Annotated in this window: 15 protein-coding genes and 1 other annotated feature; of the genes, 5 read left to right on the forward strand and 10 right to left on the reverse strand. The window is 37.5% G+C overall.

Features of this window, described 5'->3' with window-relative positions:
- Nucleotides 1-50 precede the first annotated feature (50 nt).
- From U8526_RS08675 to U8526_RS08685, 3 genes are all read right to left on the reverse strand, one after another.
- Entirely contained in the window at nt 51-1,832 is a 1,782-nt protein-coding gene (locus U8526_RS08675) for an ABC transporter ATP-binding protein (protein WP_334341568.1), read from the reverse strand.
- On the reverse strand, nt 1,829-3,550 hold the full coding sequence (locus U8526_RS08680) for an ABC transporter ATP-binding protein (protein WP_334341569.1): 1,722 nt from the start codon (nt 3,548-3,550) through the stop codon (nt 1,829-1,831). The genes U8526_RS08675 and U8526_RS08680 overlap by 4 nt, the downstream gene beginning before the upstream one ends.
- A 251-nt stretch (nt 3,551-3,801) precedes the next feature.
- Nucleotides 3,802-5,130 (reverse strand): enolase C-terminal domain-like protein, encoded by a 1,329-nt coding sequence (locus U8526_RS08685; protein ID WP_334341570.1) that lies wholly within the window; start codon nt 5,128-5,130, stop codon nt 3,802-3,804.
- 95 nt (nt 5,131-5,225) lie between these two features.
- Here U8526_RS08685 and U8526_RS08690 point away from each other — a divergent pair, with 95 nt between their 5' ends.
- Entirely contained in the window at nt 5,226-6,125 is a 900-nt protein-coding gene (locus U8526_RS08690) for a LysR family transcriptional regulator (protein ID WP_334341571.1), read from the forward strand.
- Between the two features lie 26 nt (nt 6,126-6,151).
- On the opposite strand, the gene U8526_RS08695 is transcribed toward U8526_RS08690, so the two are convergent.
- Together U8526_RS08695 and U8526_RS08700 are read right to left on the reverse strand one after the other, a co-directional pair.
- Complete coding sequence (locus tag U8526_RS08695) at nt 6,152-7,279, reverse strand: lactonase family protein (RefSeq protein ID WP_334341572.1); 1,128 nt, start codon at nt 7,277-7,279, stop codon at nt 6,152-6,154.
- A 14-nt stretch (nt 7,280-7,293) separates the two neighbouring features.
- A complete protein-coding gene (locus tag U8526_RS08700) occupies nt 7,294-8,511 on the reverse strand; it encodes a mandelate racemase/muconate lactonizing enzyme family protein (protein WP_334341573.1) in 1,218 nt (405 codons plus the stop codon).
- Between the two features lie 297 nt (nt 8,512-8,808).
- Here U8526_RS08700 and U8526_RS08705 point away from each other — a divergent pair, with 297 nt between their 5' ends.
- Both U8526_RS08705 and U8526_RS08710 read left to right on the forward strand, forming a co-directional pair.
- Nucleotides 8,809-9,798: a hydroxyacid dehydrogenase gene (locus U8526_RS08705; RefSeq protein ID WP_334341574.1), complete on the forward strand. Its 990-nt coding sequence runs from the start codon at nt 8,809-8,811 to the stop codon at nt 9,796-9,798.
- A gap of 16 nt (nt 9,799-9,814) precedes the next feature.
- The gene (locus U8526_RS08710) at nt 9,815-11,212 is read left to right on the forward strand and encodes an SLC13 family permease (RefSeq protein WP_334341575.1); all 1,398 of its coding nucleotides are present in this window, start codon (nt 9,815-9,817) and stop codon (nt 11,210-11,212) included.
- A gap of 52 nt (nt 11,213-11,264) precedes the next feature.
- On the opposite strand, the gene U8526_RS08715 is transcribed toward U8526_RS08710, so the two are convergent.
- Nucleotides 11,265-12,119, reverse strand: a complete 855-nt coding sequence (locus U8526_RS08715) for a LysR family transcriptional regulator (protein ID WP_334341576.1) — start codon at nt 12,117-12,119, stop codon at nt 11,265-11,267.
- A 110-nt stretch (nt 12,120-12,229) separates the two neighbouring features.
- Here U8526_RS08715 and U8526_RS08720 point away from each other — a divergent pair, with 110 nt between their 5' ends.
- Entirely contained in the window at nt 12,230-12,715 is a 486-nt protein-coding gene (locus tag U8526_RS08720; protein WP_334341577.1) for a GNAT family N-acetyltransferase, read from the forward strand.
- A 121-nt stretch (nt 12,716-12,836) separates the two neighbouring features.
- Nucleotides 12,837-13,087, forward strand: a binding site (T-box leader).
- A 73-nt stretch (nt 13,088-13,160) separates the two neighbouring features.
- Nucleotides 13,161-14,168, forward strand: coding sequence for an aspartate--ammonia ligase (asnA, locus tag U8526_RS08725; protein WP_334341578.1), 1,008 nt, complete (start codon nt 13,161-13,163; stop codon nt 14,166-14,168).
- A gap of 43 nt (nt 14,169-14,211) precedes the next feature.
- Here the strand turns inward: asnA and U8526_RS08730 are convergent, their stop codons facing one another.
- From U8526_RS08730 to U8526_RS08745, 4 genes are all read right to left on the reverse strand, one after another.
- The gene (locus U8526_RS08730) at nt 14,212-15,006 is read right to left on the reverse strand and encodes an N-formylglutamate amidohydrolase (protein ID WP_334341579.1); all 795 of its coding nucleotides are present in this window, start codon (nt 15,004-15,006) and stop codon (nt 14,212-14,214) included.
- A gap of 133 nt (nt 15,007-15,139) precedes the next feature.
- Nucleotides 15,140-15,889 (reverse strand): LiaF transmembrane domain-containing protein, encoded by a 750-nt coding sequence (locus tag U8526_RS08735; protein WP_334341580.1) that lies wholly within the window; start codon nt 15,887-15,889, stop codon nt 15,140-15,142.
- A 2-nt stretch (nt 15,890-15,891) separates the two neighbouring features.
- Complete coding sequence (locus U8526_RS08740; protein WP_334341581.1) at nt 15,892-16,344, reverse strand: LytTR family DNA-binding domain-containing protein; 453 nt, start codon at nt 16,342-16,344, stop codon at nt 15,892-15,894.
- Nucleotides 16,345-16,490: 146 nt separating this feature from the next.
- Nucleotides 16,491-18,686 carry an alpha-galactosidase gene (locus U8526_RS08745; RefSeq protein WP_334341582.1) on the reverse strand — a complete coding sequence of 732 codons (2,196 nt, stop codon included), beginning with the start codon at nt 18,684-18,686 and terminating at the stop codon, nt 16,491-16,493.
- Nucleotides 18,687-18,710: the final 24 nt, after the last annotated feature.

The raw sequence follows: 18,710 nt of genomic DNA on the forward strand, positions 1-18,710 counted from the left end.
AAACAAAAAAGCCTTCCAAATTTAAAATTTGAAAGACTTCATTACGTAATTTAATCTGTAACCATTTGATTATGATACAACTCAGCATAGAAGCCGTTTTCAGCTAACAATTCGTCGTGGTTACCTTGTTCAATAATATTTCCATCCCTCAAGACAACAATCTTATCAGCGTTCAAAATTGTCTTAAGTCGGTGAGCAATTACAAAACTAGTTCTACCTTGAAGCACTCGATCCATCGCCGCTTGGATATTAGCTTCTGTAACAGTATCGACGTTAGAAGTAGCTTCATCCAAAATCAAAAATTGTGGATCAGTCAAAATTGTTCTGGCAATCGACATCAATTGCTTTTGACCAGCAGAGAAAACATTCTTTTCATCTGAAACCTTGGTCTCATAACCATCAGGCAAGCTAGTAACAAAATCATGAATATTAGCTTCCTTAGCGGCAGCAACGACTTTATCCATGCTGGCATCAGGATCTCCAAAACGAATATTGTCGGCAATTGTTCCGGAGAATAATTGTGGATCCTGTAAAACAATCCCGACATTTTTACGTAATTCTTTTAGTGAGAAATCTCGAACATCGGTACCGTCAATCGTGATTTTTCCACTATCGACATCATAGAAACGGTTCAAGAGGTTCATAACTGTTGTCTTACCTGATCCAGTCGGACCAACTAAAGCAACCATTTCACTCTTGTGAACTTTAATAGATACACCATGCAGAATCTCTTTACCTGGCAAATAGCTAAAGTGAACATCCGAAATATCCAATTCATCTTTAATTCCTGGTAATTTCTTTCCTTCATCGGGTTGAACTTCATCAGGTTGATTTCTAACCTCATCGACACGACGAGCCCCAGTAATAGCCAATTGAATCATTCCGTATAAACTCGTCAATGCCATAATTGGTTGATAGTACTGTTGAGCATAGTTAACGAAAACAACCACCAAAGCTAAGGCTGCACCAGTCGATAAGGTACCATTCAAAGCAAACCATGATCCAAAGAAGATAACGATAGCTGTGTTAAGTAAGGCCATCCCTTGCATCAATGGATTCAAGATACCTGACCAAATTTGACCAGACATCGCCGATTTACGTACTTTTTCATTGTGTTTTTTAAATCCGGCAACGGAGTCCTTTTGTAAACCATTGGTGATGATAACTTTTTGAGCAGTCACTTGTTCATTGATATAACCATTCATTTTACCAATATCATCTTGTTGATGATTAACAGCCACGCCGGCTTTTTTCATGACGTACACTGCAATGATCAAAGCAACTGGTGTTGACCCCATTGTTACCCAAGCCATCGTCACATTTTGATTAAACATAACAATCAAAATTCCGATAAATTGAGCAACTGATAAGAAAATATCAATTAATGCTTGGTTCATTGCATTGAAGATATTATCTAGGTCAGATGTATAACGTGCTAGGACATCCCCATCACTATGGGAGTCAAAGTATTTGATCTGCATTCGTTGCATTTTACGGAATAAGCCTACACGCATTGTTCCAGTAGAATAGGCCGTAATTCTGGCTAAAATCATCCCAGCGCCAAGAATTGTTATAGCATCACCCAAGTACAAACCTAGGTAAATCCACAAAGTCTTATTAAATGTTCCTAGACTAGCATTAGCACGTGTTGAAGTATTAGTCCACTGTTGCAAATAAGTCGTTAATTCAGAAACAGCACGTCCTAAATAGGTAGGGGCGATAACCACACAGGCAGTGGAAATACCAATCAGGATGGTTGTCATGAGAAATCCAAACCAATATCTTTTCAAATAGTGCCAATAATATCTACCAGCATTTTTTAAATCACTCATGATCTCCCCTCCTCTCTAGCTTTTTGCGTATTATAAATCTCTTGATAGTACGAATTATTCGCAACCAATTCTTTATGATTACCGTTACCAACGACTTTTCCTTCATCGAGGACCAGGATATGATCTGCTCGTAAAATCGAAGAAATTTTTTCTGCAATAACGACTGTTGTAGTACCGGTCAAATCTTTATCCAAAGCATCTTGAACCAGTTTTTCCGATCTAGCATCCAATGCCGATGTAGCATCATCAAGAATCAGAATTTTCGGTTGTGCAATAACACCACGTGTAATTGATAGACGTTGTTGTTGACCACCAGAGAAGTTGGAGGAACGCTCTTCAACTGGCGCATTGTAAGTCATCGGTAATCGTTCAATAAATTCAGACGCCTGAGCAATGTTGGCTGCCCACTGCATCTGCATCTGTGTGGCATTCCGCTTAACCTGACGTAAGTTTGCTGAAATGGTACCAGAGAAAAGCGTTGAACGCTGTAATACATAAGCCACCGTTTCACGTAACGATTTTTCAGGTAACTGACGGACATCTATTCCACCAACTTTAACGGAACCTGAATCTGGATCATATAAACGAGCAATCAATTGAGCCAGCGTTGTCTTACCAGAACCTGTAGCTCCAACAATTCCAATCATTTCCCCTGCTTTTATAGTAAAACTGACATCCTTTAAAGTAGGTGTTGCGTCACCTGGATAAGTGAAAGTTACATGATCGAATTCAATGTCCCCTTCAACGGGATCAGGCTTTCCTTCAACATATGACATACTTGGTTCTGTTTTCAAAACTTCTCCAATACGTCCTAAGGAAATATTAGCTCTGGAAGCTCCCATCATTAAGAAACTCCCATTGATAACTGCGAACAGAATTTGCATCAAATAAGAAATAAAACTCGTAATTGCAGCTAAGTATCCGGGGTAAACCGTTATACTTTGTCCAACCAAGTAAACTGATACAACAACCGCAATATTAGCTGTTAAGAAGAAGATTGGCATCAAAACACCGAATGTGTAACCAATCTTTGCTGTAACTCTAGTCAATCTATCTGAAGTAGCAGAGAATTTCTTGATTTCATGTGATTCTTGCACAAAGGACTTAACAACCCTAATCCCCATCAGATTTTCTCGAGCAACAGTATTAACATCTTCAATATCTTGTTGAGTTTCAGCAAAATATCGACTCATCTTGTGGAATGTGTAATAACTGACAGATATGACAATAACCATCATGGCGATAATAACCCACCATTGTTGTGGCATTGTTACCATCGCTAAGATAAATGCACCCATAAATAGTAACGGAATACGACTGACTTGTTGAAAAGCTGCCATGACGATTTGTTGGACTTGATTAATATCATTCGTCATTCTGACAACTAAATTTGAAGCAGAAAACTTTTCGACATCTGCATAGGCAAAGGATTGTACTTTCTCATACAGATCCGACCGCAGATCAGTCGCAACCCCCAAGGCTACATGAGCTGAGTAAATCGTATTGACTATACCGGCAGCAATACCAACTATTGCCAATGCAATCAACATAATTCCTTGTTGAATGATAGTTTTATTGTCGCCTTTCAAAATTGCATTCATGATTACTTGCAATAATCGCGGCTGCCAAAGCGTTGCAAACACTAAAGCAATGATTGAGATCAACGAAATATAGACATCTTTGCGATAGCGTTTAATATACGGCATTATGACTTTCATAAGAACCCCCTTTAATTAGAGTTCTAATTCTTTTGAAAAAAATAAGACACTAGTAGCTTTCAGCTAACTAGCATCTTATCCGGTCCAAATAAAACAGGACCTCCGATGAATTTCCAATTGAATTAAAACGTTAGTTGCTATGGTACTATTATTAAAAAATTTATTCAACCGTTCCCTTATATAGTATAAAAAAAGCCTCGTAATTACCAAAAATTAGCCGATAATTACGAGACATTACGAATAATATTTTTTTATCTAACCATTGAAGGTTTCTTTGGATCAAATTTCCAATTTGGAATTAAGAATTGCATAGCTTTCGCATCGTCACGCGCACCTAAATCTTTCTCAATATACAATTCGTTGGCCTTCTTAATCTTATCCAAATCAATTTCTACTCCCAAACCTTCATTAGTCTTAGGAACAGTTAATTGACCATTTTCAATCTTATATGGATTCTTAGTTAAGTTTTGACCATCTTGCCAGATCCAATGAGTATCAACATCATAGACACGACCTGGAGCAGCGGCAGCAGCATTAGCGACCATGGCCAATGAAATATCAAAGTGGTTATTAGAATGTACTCCCCAATTCAAATTAAATTCATTACACAATTGAGCTACACGGACAGCACCCTCCATAGTCCAGAAGTGTGGGTCAGCTAATGGAATTGAAACAGAGTTCAAAGCAATGGCATGTGACATTTGACGCCAATCAGTATCAACCATATTTGTAGCTGTAGGCATGTGCGTGATTTGTTGGAACTCAGACAAAATTTCACGACCTGAGAAACCATCCTCGCCACCACAAGGATCTTCAATATAATGAAGTATACCTTTCAATTCATCAGCGTAGTGAACAGCTTGTTTTAATGACCAAGCACCATTTGGATCTAAATCAAGTTTGGCTTCTGGGAAAGCCTCGTGAAGTGCTTTGATAGCAGCAACTTCCTCTTCACCATCAAAGACACCACCCTTGAGTTTGAAAGTCTTGAATCCATATTTATCATAAGCAGCTTGAGCCAACTTAACAATTGATTCTGGGTCCATGGCTGGTTTACGACGGAGTTTGCCCCAGTCACTAGAATTGTCATCATCTTGTAAGTATGGCATGTCAGTCTTACTTGTATCACCAACATAGAATAGGTAACCTAAAACGCCGACTTTCTCACGTTGTTGACCATCACCTAATAGAGCAGCGACGGGAACGTGGAAATGTTTACCTAACAAATCCAAGAATGAAGTTTCAATAGCTGTTAGTGCGTGAACCATAATTCTTTGGTCAAAAGTTTGTTGACCACGGCCACCTTTATCCAAATATGAGAACTTCTCTTTAACTTTCAAAAGAACATCCTTATATTCGCCGATTGTTCTACCGATAACCAATTCTTTTGATTGATTCAACGTGTCAGTGATCTTTTGTCCACCAGGAACTTCACCGACACCAACTTGACCTTCATCAGTTGTTAAAACAACAATATTTCTTGTGAAATATGGGCCATGGGCACCACTTAGGTTTAGTAGCATGCTGTCATAACCAGCAACAGGATATACATCCATCTTTTCAATTTTTGGAATACTCATAAAATTTCTCCTTGTATATTAATGATTAATCGAAGTAATAATTGTTCATGTATAATATTAGTTGTAAAAGTTTTTTAATTGGGGGGATCGTCGCAATGGAAATCAATCGACTCAAAACATTTTTGTCTGTCGCTAGAAATGGTAGTTTCAAATCAGCTGCCGAAAAATTATTTCTTTCTCCACGGGCAGTCTCAAAACAAATGGATCAAATCGAAAATGAACTCGGCACCCCACTATTTGAACGAAAGAAAAATAGTACTAAATTAAATCAGGCTGGTAAGCAATTCGTCGTTACTGCACAAGATATCGTCAACACGTACAACGATGCCTTAACCAAAATGCAGACGATCAATGAAAAACCTACGCCCACTTTGCGAATCGGCTTTTCATCCCTCAATCAGACCGTCATTTTAGAAACCATCATTGCACCCTTTATGAAAAAATATCCCGAAATAAAATTGGAATTAAAAGAAGAAAGTGGCATTCGTTTAATCCAATTACTAAAACGTAATAACCTAGACTTTGCAGTTACACCCTATTACAATTTGTCTCGCGAAAGTGCGGATTTCAAAGATATGGATATGATCAAATTAGCTGAAGGTGAGTTGATGCTTGGCGTTAGTGTCAATAGCCCTCTCAGCCAACAAGATTCAGTGAGCTTAGATGAGATAAGAAATATGAAAGTCCTTTACTACAGTTCATCTGAATCTTATTACTTAAGAGAAGTATTTCTCGATAAATTCGATGGCTTCTTAACGCCAGAACAGATCAGTCGTGTTTCATCTCTAGAGCAGCGCGACATGCTGGTTGCCGCTAATAACGGTGTTGGCTTTTATCCAAGTCCGTTTTTATCTAAAGAAAAAGCTCAAAATCCAATGATCAAGTTTCTTAAAATAACTGATAACGTTAATAAATATTACGCTTCAGCGTTTCTGTATCATCCAGATAATAAAAATCCTTCGTTAAAAAATTTAATTTCTGAACTAAAGGGATGAAATCTCAATTGATTTCGCCTCTTTTTTTAAGCTAGAAAATCAGTAGCTTCAAGCACACGAACGCAGGCATCATGTTTAATGCCAGTTTGCGCGATGCTTAGGTAACCATACTTAGTATCACGATTGAAAAGAATCAAATCATTAGTATTTTGATTTGCACAAAGTAGGAAATCACCGTTCTTGCTCAAACTAAAGTCACGTGGGAAAACACCTTCGGTCTTAATATTTTGAATCTTCTCAAGATGTTTGCCGCCATCCAAAACCTTATAAACGGTAATTGAATCATGTCCACGATTTGAAATGTACAAGAATTTCTCATCAGGTGACAATCTGATTGCAGCTGAGCCACTGTGACCAACGTAACCTTCAGGAATATTAGAGTAATCAGCGATTCTTTCCAATTTACCAGTTTCATGGTTATATTCGACAACGCCGACACGGCTGGATAGTTCACCTAAAACATAGATGTAATTAGATTTTTTGGCAATGGCTAATTGACGAGGTCCAAATCCAGGCTTGGCATCAAAGGCTGACTTCAAAGTCAATTCGGCGGTATCAAAGTTAACATCGTAGATGAATAATTTATCGCAACCTAAACCACAGACAATCAATCTACCATCAGGCAATTCTCTGGCAAAATGAATATGAGCGTGATCTTGTTCAACTAGTGGTCCGTGACCTTCGATTGGATAAGTATGACTATCAGTGATCTCATAGTTATCATTCATTTTAAAAGTATGAATAGCATTAGTATTATAATTTGCGGCAAATAAAACCTTATGTTCGCTGTCGATTGAAATATATGAAGGAACTGTATATGGCAATTCGTTCCAGAAATAAAGATTATCAGCCGCATTGTAAGCTTCATAAGATCCGTGTTTCTTAGGTAAATAACTAGCTGAAATTAATTTACCAGTCTTGGCATCGATGATTCCAACTCCACCTTGATTACCATCTTTTGTCAAAACAGTTGCAATTTTGCCGTCGGTATCTGAATAATTCAAGAAAGCTGGATTATCGACTTTAGCCAATAAGCTAATATCGGTAATCTTTTTTTCGTCAGTATCTAGTGTAGCAACGTACATCCCGTCTGACTGATTGTTGGGCGTATAACTATCTTCCGTATAACCACCTAAAATAAATTTATCCTTCATTTTAAAAGCCTCCGTTATTTAATAGTTACTTTCTTACTCTTAGCAATGACCTCTGGTTTCAATTCTTGACCAATACCTGGTCTGTCGGGAATATCAATAAAGCCATTAACTGGTTGATAATCATCATATTTACATGTTGCACGATCTTTAGCATTGATAGCACGTTGGTAAACTTCATGAATCAAGAAGTTAGGAATTACTGCTTCAACTTGGAGAGCGGCCGCAATCGCAATTGGACCTCCACAAACATGAACTTGAGCGTTGATGTCATAGGTATAAGCCATATCACAAATCTTCTTGGCTTCAGAAATACCACCAGCTAAACAGAGATCTGGTTGTGCGACTTTAATAGAACGATCTTCAAAGAATTTTCTAAAGCCCCAACGAGTGAAGACTCTTTCACCAGCAGCGATTGGAATATTAACCTTTTGGGAAACTTCCAAAGTGTTGTCTGGATTCAAAGTATTGACTGGTTCCTCATAATAAAGAATATTTAAGTCTTCAAGTGCTTGACCAATCTTGATAGCAGAAGTCGTATCTGAGTTAGCATGCATATCAATAATGATGTCCAAATCATCGCCACCAACTTCACGCATAGCTTTGACACGATCATAAGCCACTTTAATAACGTGCTGGGAAACCGTTCCTTTAGTATTCCATTCGCCACCGCCATCTGGTTGGTCACTCAACATGATTGGATCAAATTTCAAAGCATCATAACCCTCAGACATAACTTTCTTTGTCACTTCAGCATAATCTTCTGGTGTGATCAGCTTCAACTTGTCGATGTGTTCACCCCAGTTGTATTGCAACTGACTAGCATAGGCTCTGAGATGATCATTAGTTTTGCCACCGAGGATTTCATAAGTTGGTGTGTTGTAATACTTACCTTTGATATCCCACAAAGCAATATCAATAGCACTAATAGCTGCATTAACTACAACACCGCCAGCAATTCCCCAATATGTAGTATTGAAAAGTTTGTCCCAAATTTTCTCAATGTTCAATGGATCTTCACCGATAATAACCTGGCTAAAGTCCTGCAACATACCGAAACCGCCACGCCAACCTTTTCCATAGGCTAGACCTGCTTCACCAAAACCGGAAATATCAGTATCCGTGTTAATTCTGATTACTAACGGACACCAATCTTCTTTTGATCCTTGACCATTACCACTAAAACTAGGATCTTCACTTGGAACCTTCATAATATCAACGCTAACAATCTTCATCGTCTTTCCTCCATTCAATTTACTTTGTGCAACTATTTTCAAATTAATTGTAGTTATGTTTTTCACTAATGCACAGTCCATTTATTTACCCCTGCTGAACTTTTTGTTCTTATTTTTGATTAATTTAATTTTGAAACCGCTTGTAAATTCCAGTAAATTAGGCTATCAAGGTTTTTATACGTAATATTTAGTTCGTGTGGGGTCCATTTGGTGACTGTGTCTTAGTGAAAAAATTAACTATAATTATCTGTGAAATTAAATTAGTGACATACGTAACTTTATAGGAGGCCACCACATATGAGGAAAGTTTTGTTAAGTGAAAAGATTGATGATAAAGGGATTCAACTTCTTAAAGATAATGGTTTTGACGTCCACGTTTCTGCTGGAACAGATGTTGAAACTATGAAGAAAGAAATTAAAGATGCCTACGCTGTTATCATGCGTTCATCCGAATTACCCGCCGAAGTGATTGATGCCGGTGAAAATCTAAAAATCATTTCTCGTAATGGTACTGGTATTAATAACGTCGATGTCGATGAAGCTACTAAGAAGAATATTTTAGTTGCTAAAGTGAACGGAGCCAATGCTTTTGCCGTTGCTGAATACGTTATGACAACAATGTTGATGTTAAGTAGAAGAATTTTAACTTCTAATAAATTGATTCACGAAAAGAAAGATGAACTAGCTGAAATTGGTTCACTACCTGGTTTCTCTACTCAATTCAATCTTAACGGCAACGAATTACGTGGTAAGACATTAGCCATTCTAGGATTAGGAAAGATTGGTAGAGAGTTAGTTAAATTAGCTCAAGCCTTTGGTATGAATGTCGTTGGTTACGATCCATATTTGAAAGAATCACCTGTTAAACTTTACAAGAACTTAAAAGATATTTATCCAGTAGCTGATTTTCTTTCTATCAACATGCCATTAACACCTGAAACTAAAAATATGATCACTGCTAATGAATTAGCTACTATGAAGGATTCAGCGTTCATTATTAATTCGGCTCGTGGTGGAATCATTAATGAAAATGATCTAGCTGCTGCTTTAAATGCTGGTACTATTGCTGGTGCTGCAATTGATTCCTTCAATCCTGAACCTCCAGATCCAAGCAATCCACTCTTCACAAGTAAGAATACAGTTCTAACAAGTCATATGGCCGGAACAACTGTTGAAGCTAACCAAGCTCTTGGACTCGGTGCTGCTCAAGCCATTATTGATTTTTCAAATGGCAAGGTTCCAGAATTCCCAGTTAATCAAGAAATTTTAGCATCCGAAAATAAATAACAAGAGGTAACCCACTATGAAACATAAAAAGTTAATTGCCGGCATAGTTGGGATCGTTCTTGGAGTTATTATCACTTTCTTTATTCCAACTCCTCATGGTCTAACGCATGCAGGTATGATTGTTCTAGCTTCACTAGTTACGGCTAATATCTTCTGGATTTTTAACGTTATTCCTAGTTTTGCCACTGGTCTATTGATGTTATCTTCTTGGGTCGTTTTAGGTGCTGTGAAATTCGAAGTTGCCTATCAAATTTTCTCGACAACGACAATGTGGATCATCATTGGTGGTTTAGGCTTAGGTGCCGCCGCTACCAAAACCGGTTTAATTAAACGTATTGCTTTAAAAATTATGACTTTCTTCCCGGCTAATTTTAGAGGCCAAACTTTAGCCCTCTTCACGGCCGGAACAATTATTGCTCCCATGATTCCCAGTGCTCATCCTAAAACAGCCATGAGTACTCCAATTGCAAAAGGAATCAGCAATGCCTTAGGATATAAACCTTTCGGTAAAGGTAGTTCTGGTTTATTTCTAGCTGCTCTTTGGGGCTTCTTCGTTACTGAAGCTAGCTTCTTGAGTGCTACAGCTCAAAACTATGCTTTTAAAGGACTCTTACCTGCTAAAGCTCAAGCTCAATTGAACTGGGGTAATTGGTTCGTCATGATGATTCCTTGGACTATCATTATTTTGATTGGTGGTTATTTCTTATTGACCTTCCTCTTCAAACCTAAAGATGATAAACCTGTTTCTCGGGAATTCATTTCCAAACAATTAGCCGAATTAGGACCAATGTCACGTGAAGAAAAAATCACCGCCGCTGTTATTCTAGTCGCTATTGTCTTCTGGATTTTGGAGTCCGTCTTCAATATTCCGGCCGCCGTTACAGCTATCATTGGTGTCAGTGTTCTAGTTGCTCTAAAAGTTTTGACTCCAGAAGATTTCAAAACCCGTTTGAGTTGGAATACTATCATCTTCATCGGTACTGTTATGGCCTTAGGTAACGTCATGCAATCCGCTGGTTTAACAACTTGGTTGAGAAAGATTCTTGCTCCAGCTATTTCTCCAATTATCGGAAACATTTATATTACCGTTATTGTTTTGCCAATCATTATTTATCTATGTAAGTTTGTCGTTGTATCTTTGATCTCTACAGGTACTTTAATCACTATCGGCTTACTTCCATTCTTCTCACAAATGAGTTTTAGTCCTGCAATCATTGCTATCATCGTAACAACTAGTGTTAATGTTTGGCTCTTGTCCTACATGAATGCCCCTATTTTGACAGGTAGTGCTGCTGTTCAAGATAGTATGGCTTCACGTGGTGCCATGGCTAAATCGTCTATTGGTTACATGTTATTAAATATCGTTGGCTTACTCGTCTGTGTTCCACTTTGGCAACTTATGGGTATCGCTTAAAATCAGTAAAAATAATAACCGTCACTCCTTTTGGAATGACGGTTATTTTGTTCTAAAACATCTGAATAAATTCAGAAATCAAATTGGATCTTTCTTTATAATTTCTAGTCAATAAATGGGCGTGAACGTGATTTACAATGTCAGTTTTAATAACCTGTAATTTTTTTGTTTCTATTTCATCTTTTACCATCGCCAATGGTAAGTAACTGAATCCTAACCCATTTATAACTGACGCTTTGATAGCCGCAATACTATCTAAGCTGGTCGTTCGAAATTGACGTTGATGTTGTTGCCAAACAGCAGTTTCGAACTGATTGCGATAACTACACTCTGCTTCATTAATGATAAACTGAGCATTTTTATCATCAATTATCTTTTGGAATGAAACCTTACTATCAATCGGTACCACTAAAGCCATTTCTTGTTCTCCCAAGTCATGATCGATTAATTTTTTACTAGGACGACTGGGCCACATCATAAAAGCTATATCAACTTCTCCACGTAACAAAGTTTCTTCATTATGAAGACAGGTAGCATTTTGTAACTCAATTTGAACTTGGGGATATTTCTGTCTGAATTTCTTTAAAGCCGGTGCCACCATCGAAATCGTCAATGATTCCGGTGCCGCAATTTTTAAAATACCCTTTCGTTCTGCTTGTTGATTCCAAGTCTTGATCTCAGAGAAATTTTCTAGAGTTCTATCCACCATCGGTAAAAGTTCTATCCCAGCTTGAGTAATCTTAACCTGTCGTTTCTGATAATCGAATAATTTAGTTCCTAATTCTGCTTCCAGATTTTTGATCTGCATTGAAACATTGGATTGGGTGTATCCTAATAATTCCGCTGCTTTTGAGAAATTATGTGTTTCCGATATCATTTTGAAAGTGGTCAACTCACGTATATCCATGATTTTATCCTAACTATCAATTATTTTGATAAAAGCTATCTATAATATCAATTATACATATCAAGGGTTTCCTATTACAATTAAATCATCATCAAGAAACGAGGCCCCCTATGCAAATTATTCCTTATCAAAATAATTCTCGAAATCAGGCACAATTAGTGGATTTAATCAATTTTTGTCAAAATATCGAAGCCCAATTAAATATTAAAATGGCAGAACAAGACGATATCTTCAAAATTTCAACTTACTATCAAAAAACTGGCGGTAATTTCTGGATTGCCTTAGATAAAAATCAAATTGTCGGCTCAATTGCTCTTTTACCTTTGGATGACAATACTGCTGTTTTAAAAAAGTTTTTCACTTACCCACAATATCGTGGCCAACCTCATCATCTAGGGGCTCAGCTTTATCAAATTTTATTGTCCTACGCCAAACTCCAATCATTCCACCGTATCGTTTTGGATACACCAGAAAAAGAAACGCGCTCACATTACTTTTACGAAAAGCAAGGCTTTCAACAGGTCACTCCCGAAAACTTTGACGCTAACTATCCTTACCCTGACCGTGATTCTAGACTTTACGTTTTAACCATTTAATTCAATTAACTTTAATAATTTCTCTACATTAGAGCAATTTTAATTAGTCACTCTAAAATTAGTTTTCATCAAATTTTTATTTTACATTTTCAAATTTAATGCTAATATAAGTGTCACAAGATAAAAAACGACAAGAAAGAAGAGTAAGTTTTTCCACACTAACAGTGAATTGGGATTGGTGAGAACCCAACTAGTAAATGGAAATTCCGAATAACACTTTCTTATGTTTCTGGCTGAAATGACCATGTCAAAGTAAGTACAGACGTTAACCGGTACGTTACCATCGGTGGAGCATGTTTGTGCTCTTATTGAGGTGGTCTATTTTTATATAGGCAACTTGGGTGGTACCGCGAAAAGTCTTTCGTCCCAGTTATTATTAATTTAATAACTGCGATGAAAGACTTTTTTATTTTGCATAAATGAGAAACAATTGGAGGAAACTAAAATGGACTTAATTATACCTAAGGATTACGATCCTAAACTATCTGTTAAAGAAACACAAAAAGCTATTCAATACATTCGTGAAACTTTTCAAGATGAATTCGGTAAGGAACTAAACCTGTCTCGTCTGTCCGCACCTATGATGGTCGAAAAAGGCACTGGTTTAAACGATAATCTTAACGGTGTCGAGTCACCAGTTTCCTTCACAATGAAAGGTATTCCTGGCGAAACTATTGAAATCGTTCACTCTCTAGCAAAATGGAAACGTCTAGCTTTGAAACGTTATCACTTCGATATGCACGAAGGTATTTACACTAACATGAATGCCATCAGAAAAGACGAAGACCTCGACAACATTCACTCAATCTACGTCGATCAATGGGACTGGGAAAAAATCATTGCCAAAGATGAACGTACAACTGAAACTTTGGAAAACACCGTTCGTACAATTTTCAAAGTTATCAAACATATGGAACATGAAGTTTGGTACAAATTCCCTAAGGCCGTTCATCACCTACCTGACGAAATTCACTTCGTTACAACTCAAGAGTTAGAAGACCGCTGGCCTGATAAGACACCTAAAGAACGTGAAGACGCTATTTGTAAGGAACTTGGTTGTGTCTTCTTAATGCAAATCGGTGGACCTATGAAGAGTGGCAAGCGTCATGACGGTCGTGCTCCTGATTATGATGACTGGAAATTAAATGGCGATATCTTGTTCTGGTATGAACCTCTACAACATGCCCTAGAAATCTCAAGTATGGGTATCCGTGTTTCTGAAGAATCAATGAAGGAACAATTAAAGATGGCTCACGCTGAAGATCGTGCTAAATTGCCATTCCACCAAGCTTTATTGAACGGCGAACTACCTTACACAATCGGTGGTGGTATTGGACAATCACGTCTTTGCATGTTGTTACTTGGTAAAGCTCACGTTGGTGAAGTTCAAGCCGCTGTTTGGCCTGAAGATTTACGTGAGAAATGCGAAGAAAACAATATTCACTTACTATAAAAATAATGCCCGTACTCTGTTATTACACAGAATACGAGCATTTTTATTTAGAAAAAATGTAATTGAGTAATTCCATAAAGATACTTTGCAGACTATTTTTAGCAGTTGTGAATGTCCCTACATCAACTCCTGTAAGCTCTTCTTCACCAAAATAACGATTTTCAACGTACATGTGATATGCTAATTCAATTTGCATCGATTCTACTCGAGGATTTTGACCGTAATGAGGAGTGATATATCCTCCTGAAAAAGGATGATTGTTGGATACTGAATATCCCTTTTGATTGAACTGCTCTGTCATAAATTCACGTAATTTACTATCAGAGGTCTTATCAAACCGATTGCCAAGTACTACATCATCTGTTTTGACGTCTTCGTGTGGATATTCTGCGTAGCTATGTAGATCGAATAAATATACTTTTTCAAATTTCTCTAGTTTATGATCAATTAATTTTTGCAACTGATGGTGATAAGGATTATAAAAAGTTTCGATCCGTTGATAGACTTCATCTGGTGATAATGTTTTCTGATATATTGGCTTATCAAAAGTCGTCTTACTGTAAACAACCTCGTAACGATAATCCCCCTTAGGATTGATCATTCCCAGGCTACGATTGGGATCTGCTACATATCGATGCACATTATTCTGCAATGTTGTAAAACCATTCTGTGGTAAAAAGTTATATAGGTCTGGCAAGAACCAATCAACATTGGGTAATAATCGGCCAGGAATAACTTTTTTTCGAACCTCGTCGGGAAGCCATGTCCCACTGTGAGGAAAATCTATGATAATCGGTAACTCGTCAATCGTTTCGTTGTAGACCGTGAAGTTTTCCATCTGTTTGCCCCTATTTGTCATTCATTTATGATATTAGATTAACATTTTTGAAAAATAGACGCTTGGTTCTGATTTTCTATTTTAATATTTTGCCGTTTTACGAAAATAGAGTCGCAAATTTGCGACTCTATTTCTAAATATAACTAATTTTTAAATTTCCCAGAGAAACTAATCCTGAAATTGTAACATCGGGACTATCTTCACCAACATTACGAACGCCAGCTTCTGTGATATTTCCCATACTGTTATTAACACCTTTGATAACGTTCCAATTACTTGGGATGTATAATTCAGCACCGCCTAGAGAAACATTGACATTAATAATCGCCGTATCTTTAACGGTTACGTGATCAAAATAAACTTTTGCCTCACCCATATTAACGTTGATATTGGCGGTTTTGAAGTCATCTGATTTCACATATCTAACACTGTTTCCCATTTTGACATACACATCGACATCCGGCTCATCGATAGTTTTCATATCAGGTTCAGAGCTGTAGTCAAAGTTAAAAAAAGGACCATGATGACCTCTGGTATACCCCTTACTATAATTCATCCAAGGACGATGCTTTCTTAAAAAGGGATTCAAAATCATTGATAAACCAATAGTTATCAACAATGCTGCCCCTAAAATCGTCCAAGGTACGATGGCTGTGATTCCTAAAGGTTTCGCATACAGAATTCCCAAGAACGCCAAGGAAAAGACTGTCCCCGAAATTGAAAAGTATACTAAACTTTTAATTAAAACTGCAGCTAAAAAAATAGTTGCGACTACTGTCCAAAAACTAAACGTGTAAGTGATTAAGTGTAACTGGCTGACAACAAGAATGGCGGCACTCAGTAACAGAAATAATCCCCAAAAGATCCCATTTCTATTTCTCATAGTTAAAACTTCCTTTGATTTAATTTGATTTTCAATTTTTTCAAAAATCGTCTTGAAACATAAATCTGCTTGTAAGAATCTCGAAACTGAACAACATTACCAGTCACCGATCGAGTCAGTGACAAAATCTCGTCAACATTTAAAATTGCCGACTTAGAGATTCGTAAAAAGTTATCCGGTAAATTCTGTTCCAATTCGTACAACCGATAATGAATCAAAAAGGCGTTGTCTTTAGTGTGGGCATAGACATTTCGATCGTTCGTCTCAAAAAACAGAATATTCTTGAGCTGCAACGAATAGACAGTCTCATCCAAATAACCATTTAAACTGTGAAATTTAGTCTCAATCTCTTTGATGTTATGTAAGATTTCTTGAACTTCATCATCATTTTTATTCGCATGTATCACAATCTCTTTTTCCGAGTATTGCGGCGAAATATCTACTTTTATTTTCACATCGAACAACCCTTTCGTTAGATGTATTACACCACATCCCCAATCTGATGTATATAGTATCGGTTTATGCGGTCACTTTTTGAACTCAAGTGGTCAAAAAGAACCCAATAACTTATGACCAAGTTACTGAGTTCTTTGTTTTTAAACTATTTGCCGTTCACTTCTTCAATATAAATCTGTTCCGAAGGATAGTTACCTTTGGGCTGCGTTAATTTTAATCCAGCATTCATTAAGGCATCGCCGCTATAAATATTATTCTGAATTTTATACTTAGCATTGGCCTTCAAACCACGTAATTTAATATAGACGAACGGTGGATTGCCAACAACATCAGTCGCCACAACAGTAACAAGGCTCTGCGACCTATCCTTAGCAACAATTTGCCAAGCGACAATGTCACTATTTCGATCAAAAGGACTGGCCAAACGATAATAATCGCCGTTGAAAGTCATCTTTTGAATCTTTTTGTAAAAATCAGTATAAGTTTTAGCCTGTTTTTTGTCCGCATCACTCATCTTAGTAACATCTAACTCATAGCCAAACGTTCCCGCCATCGCAACACTAGCTCTAGTTTCAAATGGTGTTATTCGTCCATTTTGGTGATTAGGACTGGCTGAAATATGTGAACCCATCGTTGATATAGGATAGAAGAAACTCGTCCCATACTGAATTTTCAAACGATTGATAGCGTCTGTATTATCGGAGGTCCAAATCTGTGGTTCATAAGCTAGCATTCCTAAATCAAATCGAGCTCCACCGCTGGAACAACCTTCAAATAAAACATCCGGATATCTCCGGGTAAGTCGTCCTAATAACTTATAAAGTCCTAGAACATAGCGATGTTGGAGTTCACCTTGTCGTTTATCGGCCAAGTCTTTGGAGTACCACTCGGTAATTGGACGGTTCATGTCCCATTTAATATAGCTAACATTGGCACTATCCAGCACATTAGAGATACGATCAAACAGATAATCTTGAACTGCTTCATTCGACATATCTAAAACCATCTGACCACGACTCAACAATGGTCTTCGGTGAGGGAAATTCAAAACCCAGTCCGGATGGGCATTGTAGAGTTCACTATCTTCATTGACCATTTCCGGTTCAAACCAGATTCCAAATTCCATTCCTAAAGCATTGACCTTGGATACCAGCTCATTAAGTGAGCATCCAAGTTTCTGTTCATTCACAAACCAATCGCCCAAAGAACTATTATCGTCTGAACGTTTACCAAACCAGCCATCGTCCATAACAAAAAGATCAGCACCAATATCTTTAGCTGCAGTCGCTATTTCTAATAATTTCTTGCCAGTGAAGTCAAAATAGGTTGCTTCCCAGTTATTGATCAAAACTGGTCGTGGTCCACTGATGTATCTACTTCGACAAAGATTTTCTCTAATAGCATCGTGAAAATTATGTGATAGTTGCGTTAACCCTTCACTAGAAAAACTCATCACGGCTTCGGGAACTTCAAACATAGCACCCGGATCTAATTTCCATGAGAATTCGTTATCACCTAACCCCAACGTAACTCGGCTCTGACCCAAGGTACCCAATTCAGCAGTTGCTTGAAAATTGCCGCTATAAACTAGATTAAATCCGTAACAGTTGCCATTTTCTTCAGTAGTATTTTTATCTAGCAGAATGAATCCAGGATTTTCTTTAGCACTCGATATGCCATAGTTTGATCCAAAAGTCGTTACATTATGAGTCAAAGGGACTCTTTCAAAATTACGTTCATCTGCCCAGCGACCGTGGAAATGGATTAAATCATACTGACCAGAAATAAGATCGAGTGATAGGGATTGAGCTTTTTTAAGCTGGATTGCATTTTCACTAAGGTTACTGATCACGGCTGCTCGAGTGATGACATCTTTATCTTCAAATACGCCATAATAGAGTTCCACTTCAATATCGGAAACGACATCCACCAAGGTGATTTTCAAAGTCTGAGCGTCATTGTCATGTGCATAAAATGAGGGCAATTCAGTCAAACTGTACTTTCCATCTAAAACTTCGTAACCTTTATATTTCAGATCAATAATTCGAGTACCGTCAGCATTCTCAACATCCAGAGCCACACTACCCAAGTCGCCCGTTCCCACAGTTGGGAATTCCTGAGGCATTAAAGTTAGAGAACCAACTCGGTTCGTTGATTCGTAAGGATATGGTGCAAAGTGTGAAGGACCATCGTAGAGCAAGTAAGAAAGATCTTGATGATCAACTCTTTTTCCATAATAAAGATGATAAAGATAGCCAAAATTACCTACTTTCATTTGATAGGTACTATTTCGCGTTTGAAGCGTAAATAATTTTTTATCTTCATTTATTAAAATTGCCATTGTCAGTATCCCTTCTACATTTTG

The sequence above is a fragment of the Companilactobacillus sp. HBUAS56275 genome, from assembly GCF_036913655.1.
GTDB classification, from domain to species: Bacteria; Bacillota; Bacilli; order Lactobacillales; family Lactobacillaceae; genus Companilactobacillus; species Companilactobacillus pullicola.

Bases quoted from the DNA above. Each gene is read 5' to 3' on its own strand.
- U8526_RS08675 (WP_334341568.1), bottom strand. From the start codon at position 1,832: ATGAGTGATTTAAAAAATGCTGGTAGATATTATTGGCACTATTTGAAA.
- U8526_RS08680 (WP_334341569.1), bottom strand. From the start codon at position 3,550: ATGAAAGTCATAATGCCGTATATTAAACGCTATCGCAAAGATGTCTAT.
- U8526_RS08685 (WP_334341570.1), bottom strand. From the start codon at position 5,130: ATGAGTATTCCAAAAATTGAAAAGATGGATGTATATCCTGTTGCTGGT.
- U8526_RS08690 (WP_334341571.1), top strand. From the start codon at position 5,226: ATGGAAATCAATCGACTCAAAACATTTTTGTCTGTCGCTAGAAATGGT.
- U8526_RS08695 (WP_334341572.1), bottom strand. From the start codon at position 7,279: ATGAAGGATAAATTTATTTTAGGTGGTTATACGGAAGATAGTTATACG.
- U8526_RS08700 (WP_334341573.1), bottom strand. From the start codon at position 8,511: ATGAAGATTGTTAGCGTTGATATTATGAAGGTTCCAAGTGAAGATCCT.
- U8526_RS08705 (WP_334341574.1), top strand. From the start codon at position 8,809: ATGAGGAAAGTTTTGTTAAGTGAAAAGATTGATGATAAAGGGATTCAA.
- U8526_RS08710 (WP_334341575.1), top strand. From the start codon at position 9,815: ATGAAACATAAAAAGTTAATTGCCGGCATAGTTGGGATCGTTCTTGGA.
- U8526_RS08715 (WP_334341576.1), bottom strand. From the start codon at position 12,119: ATGGATATACGTGAGTTGACCACTTTCAAAATGATATCGGAAACACAT.
- U8526_RS08720 (WP_334341577.1), top strand. From the start codon at position 12,230: ATGCAAATTATTCCTTATCAAAATAATTCTCGAAATCAGGCACAATTA.
- asnA (WP_334341578.1), top strand. From the start codon at position 13,161: ATGGACTTAATTATACCTAAGGATTACGATCCTAAACTATCTGTTAAA.
- U8526_RS08730 (WP_334341579.1), bottom strand. From the start codon at position 15,006: ATGGAAAACTTCACGGTCTACAACGAAACGATTGACGAGTTACCGATT.
- U8526_RS08735 (WP_334341580.1), bottom strand. From the start codon at position 15,889: ATGAGAAATAGAAATGGGATCTTTTGGGGATTATTTCTGTTACTGAGT.
- U8526_RS08745 (WP_334341582.1), bottom strand. From the start codon at position 18,686: ATGGCAATTTTAATAAATGAAGATAAAAAATTATTTACGCTTCAAACG.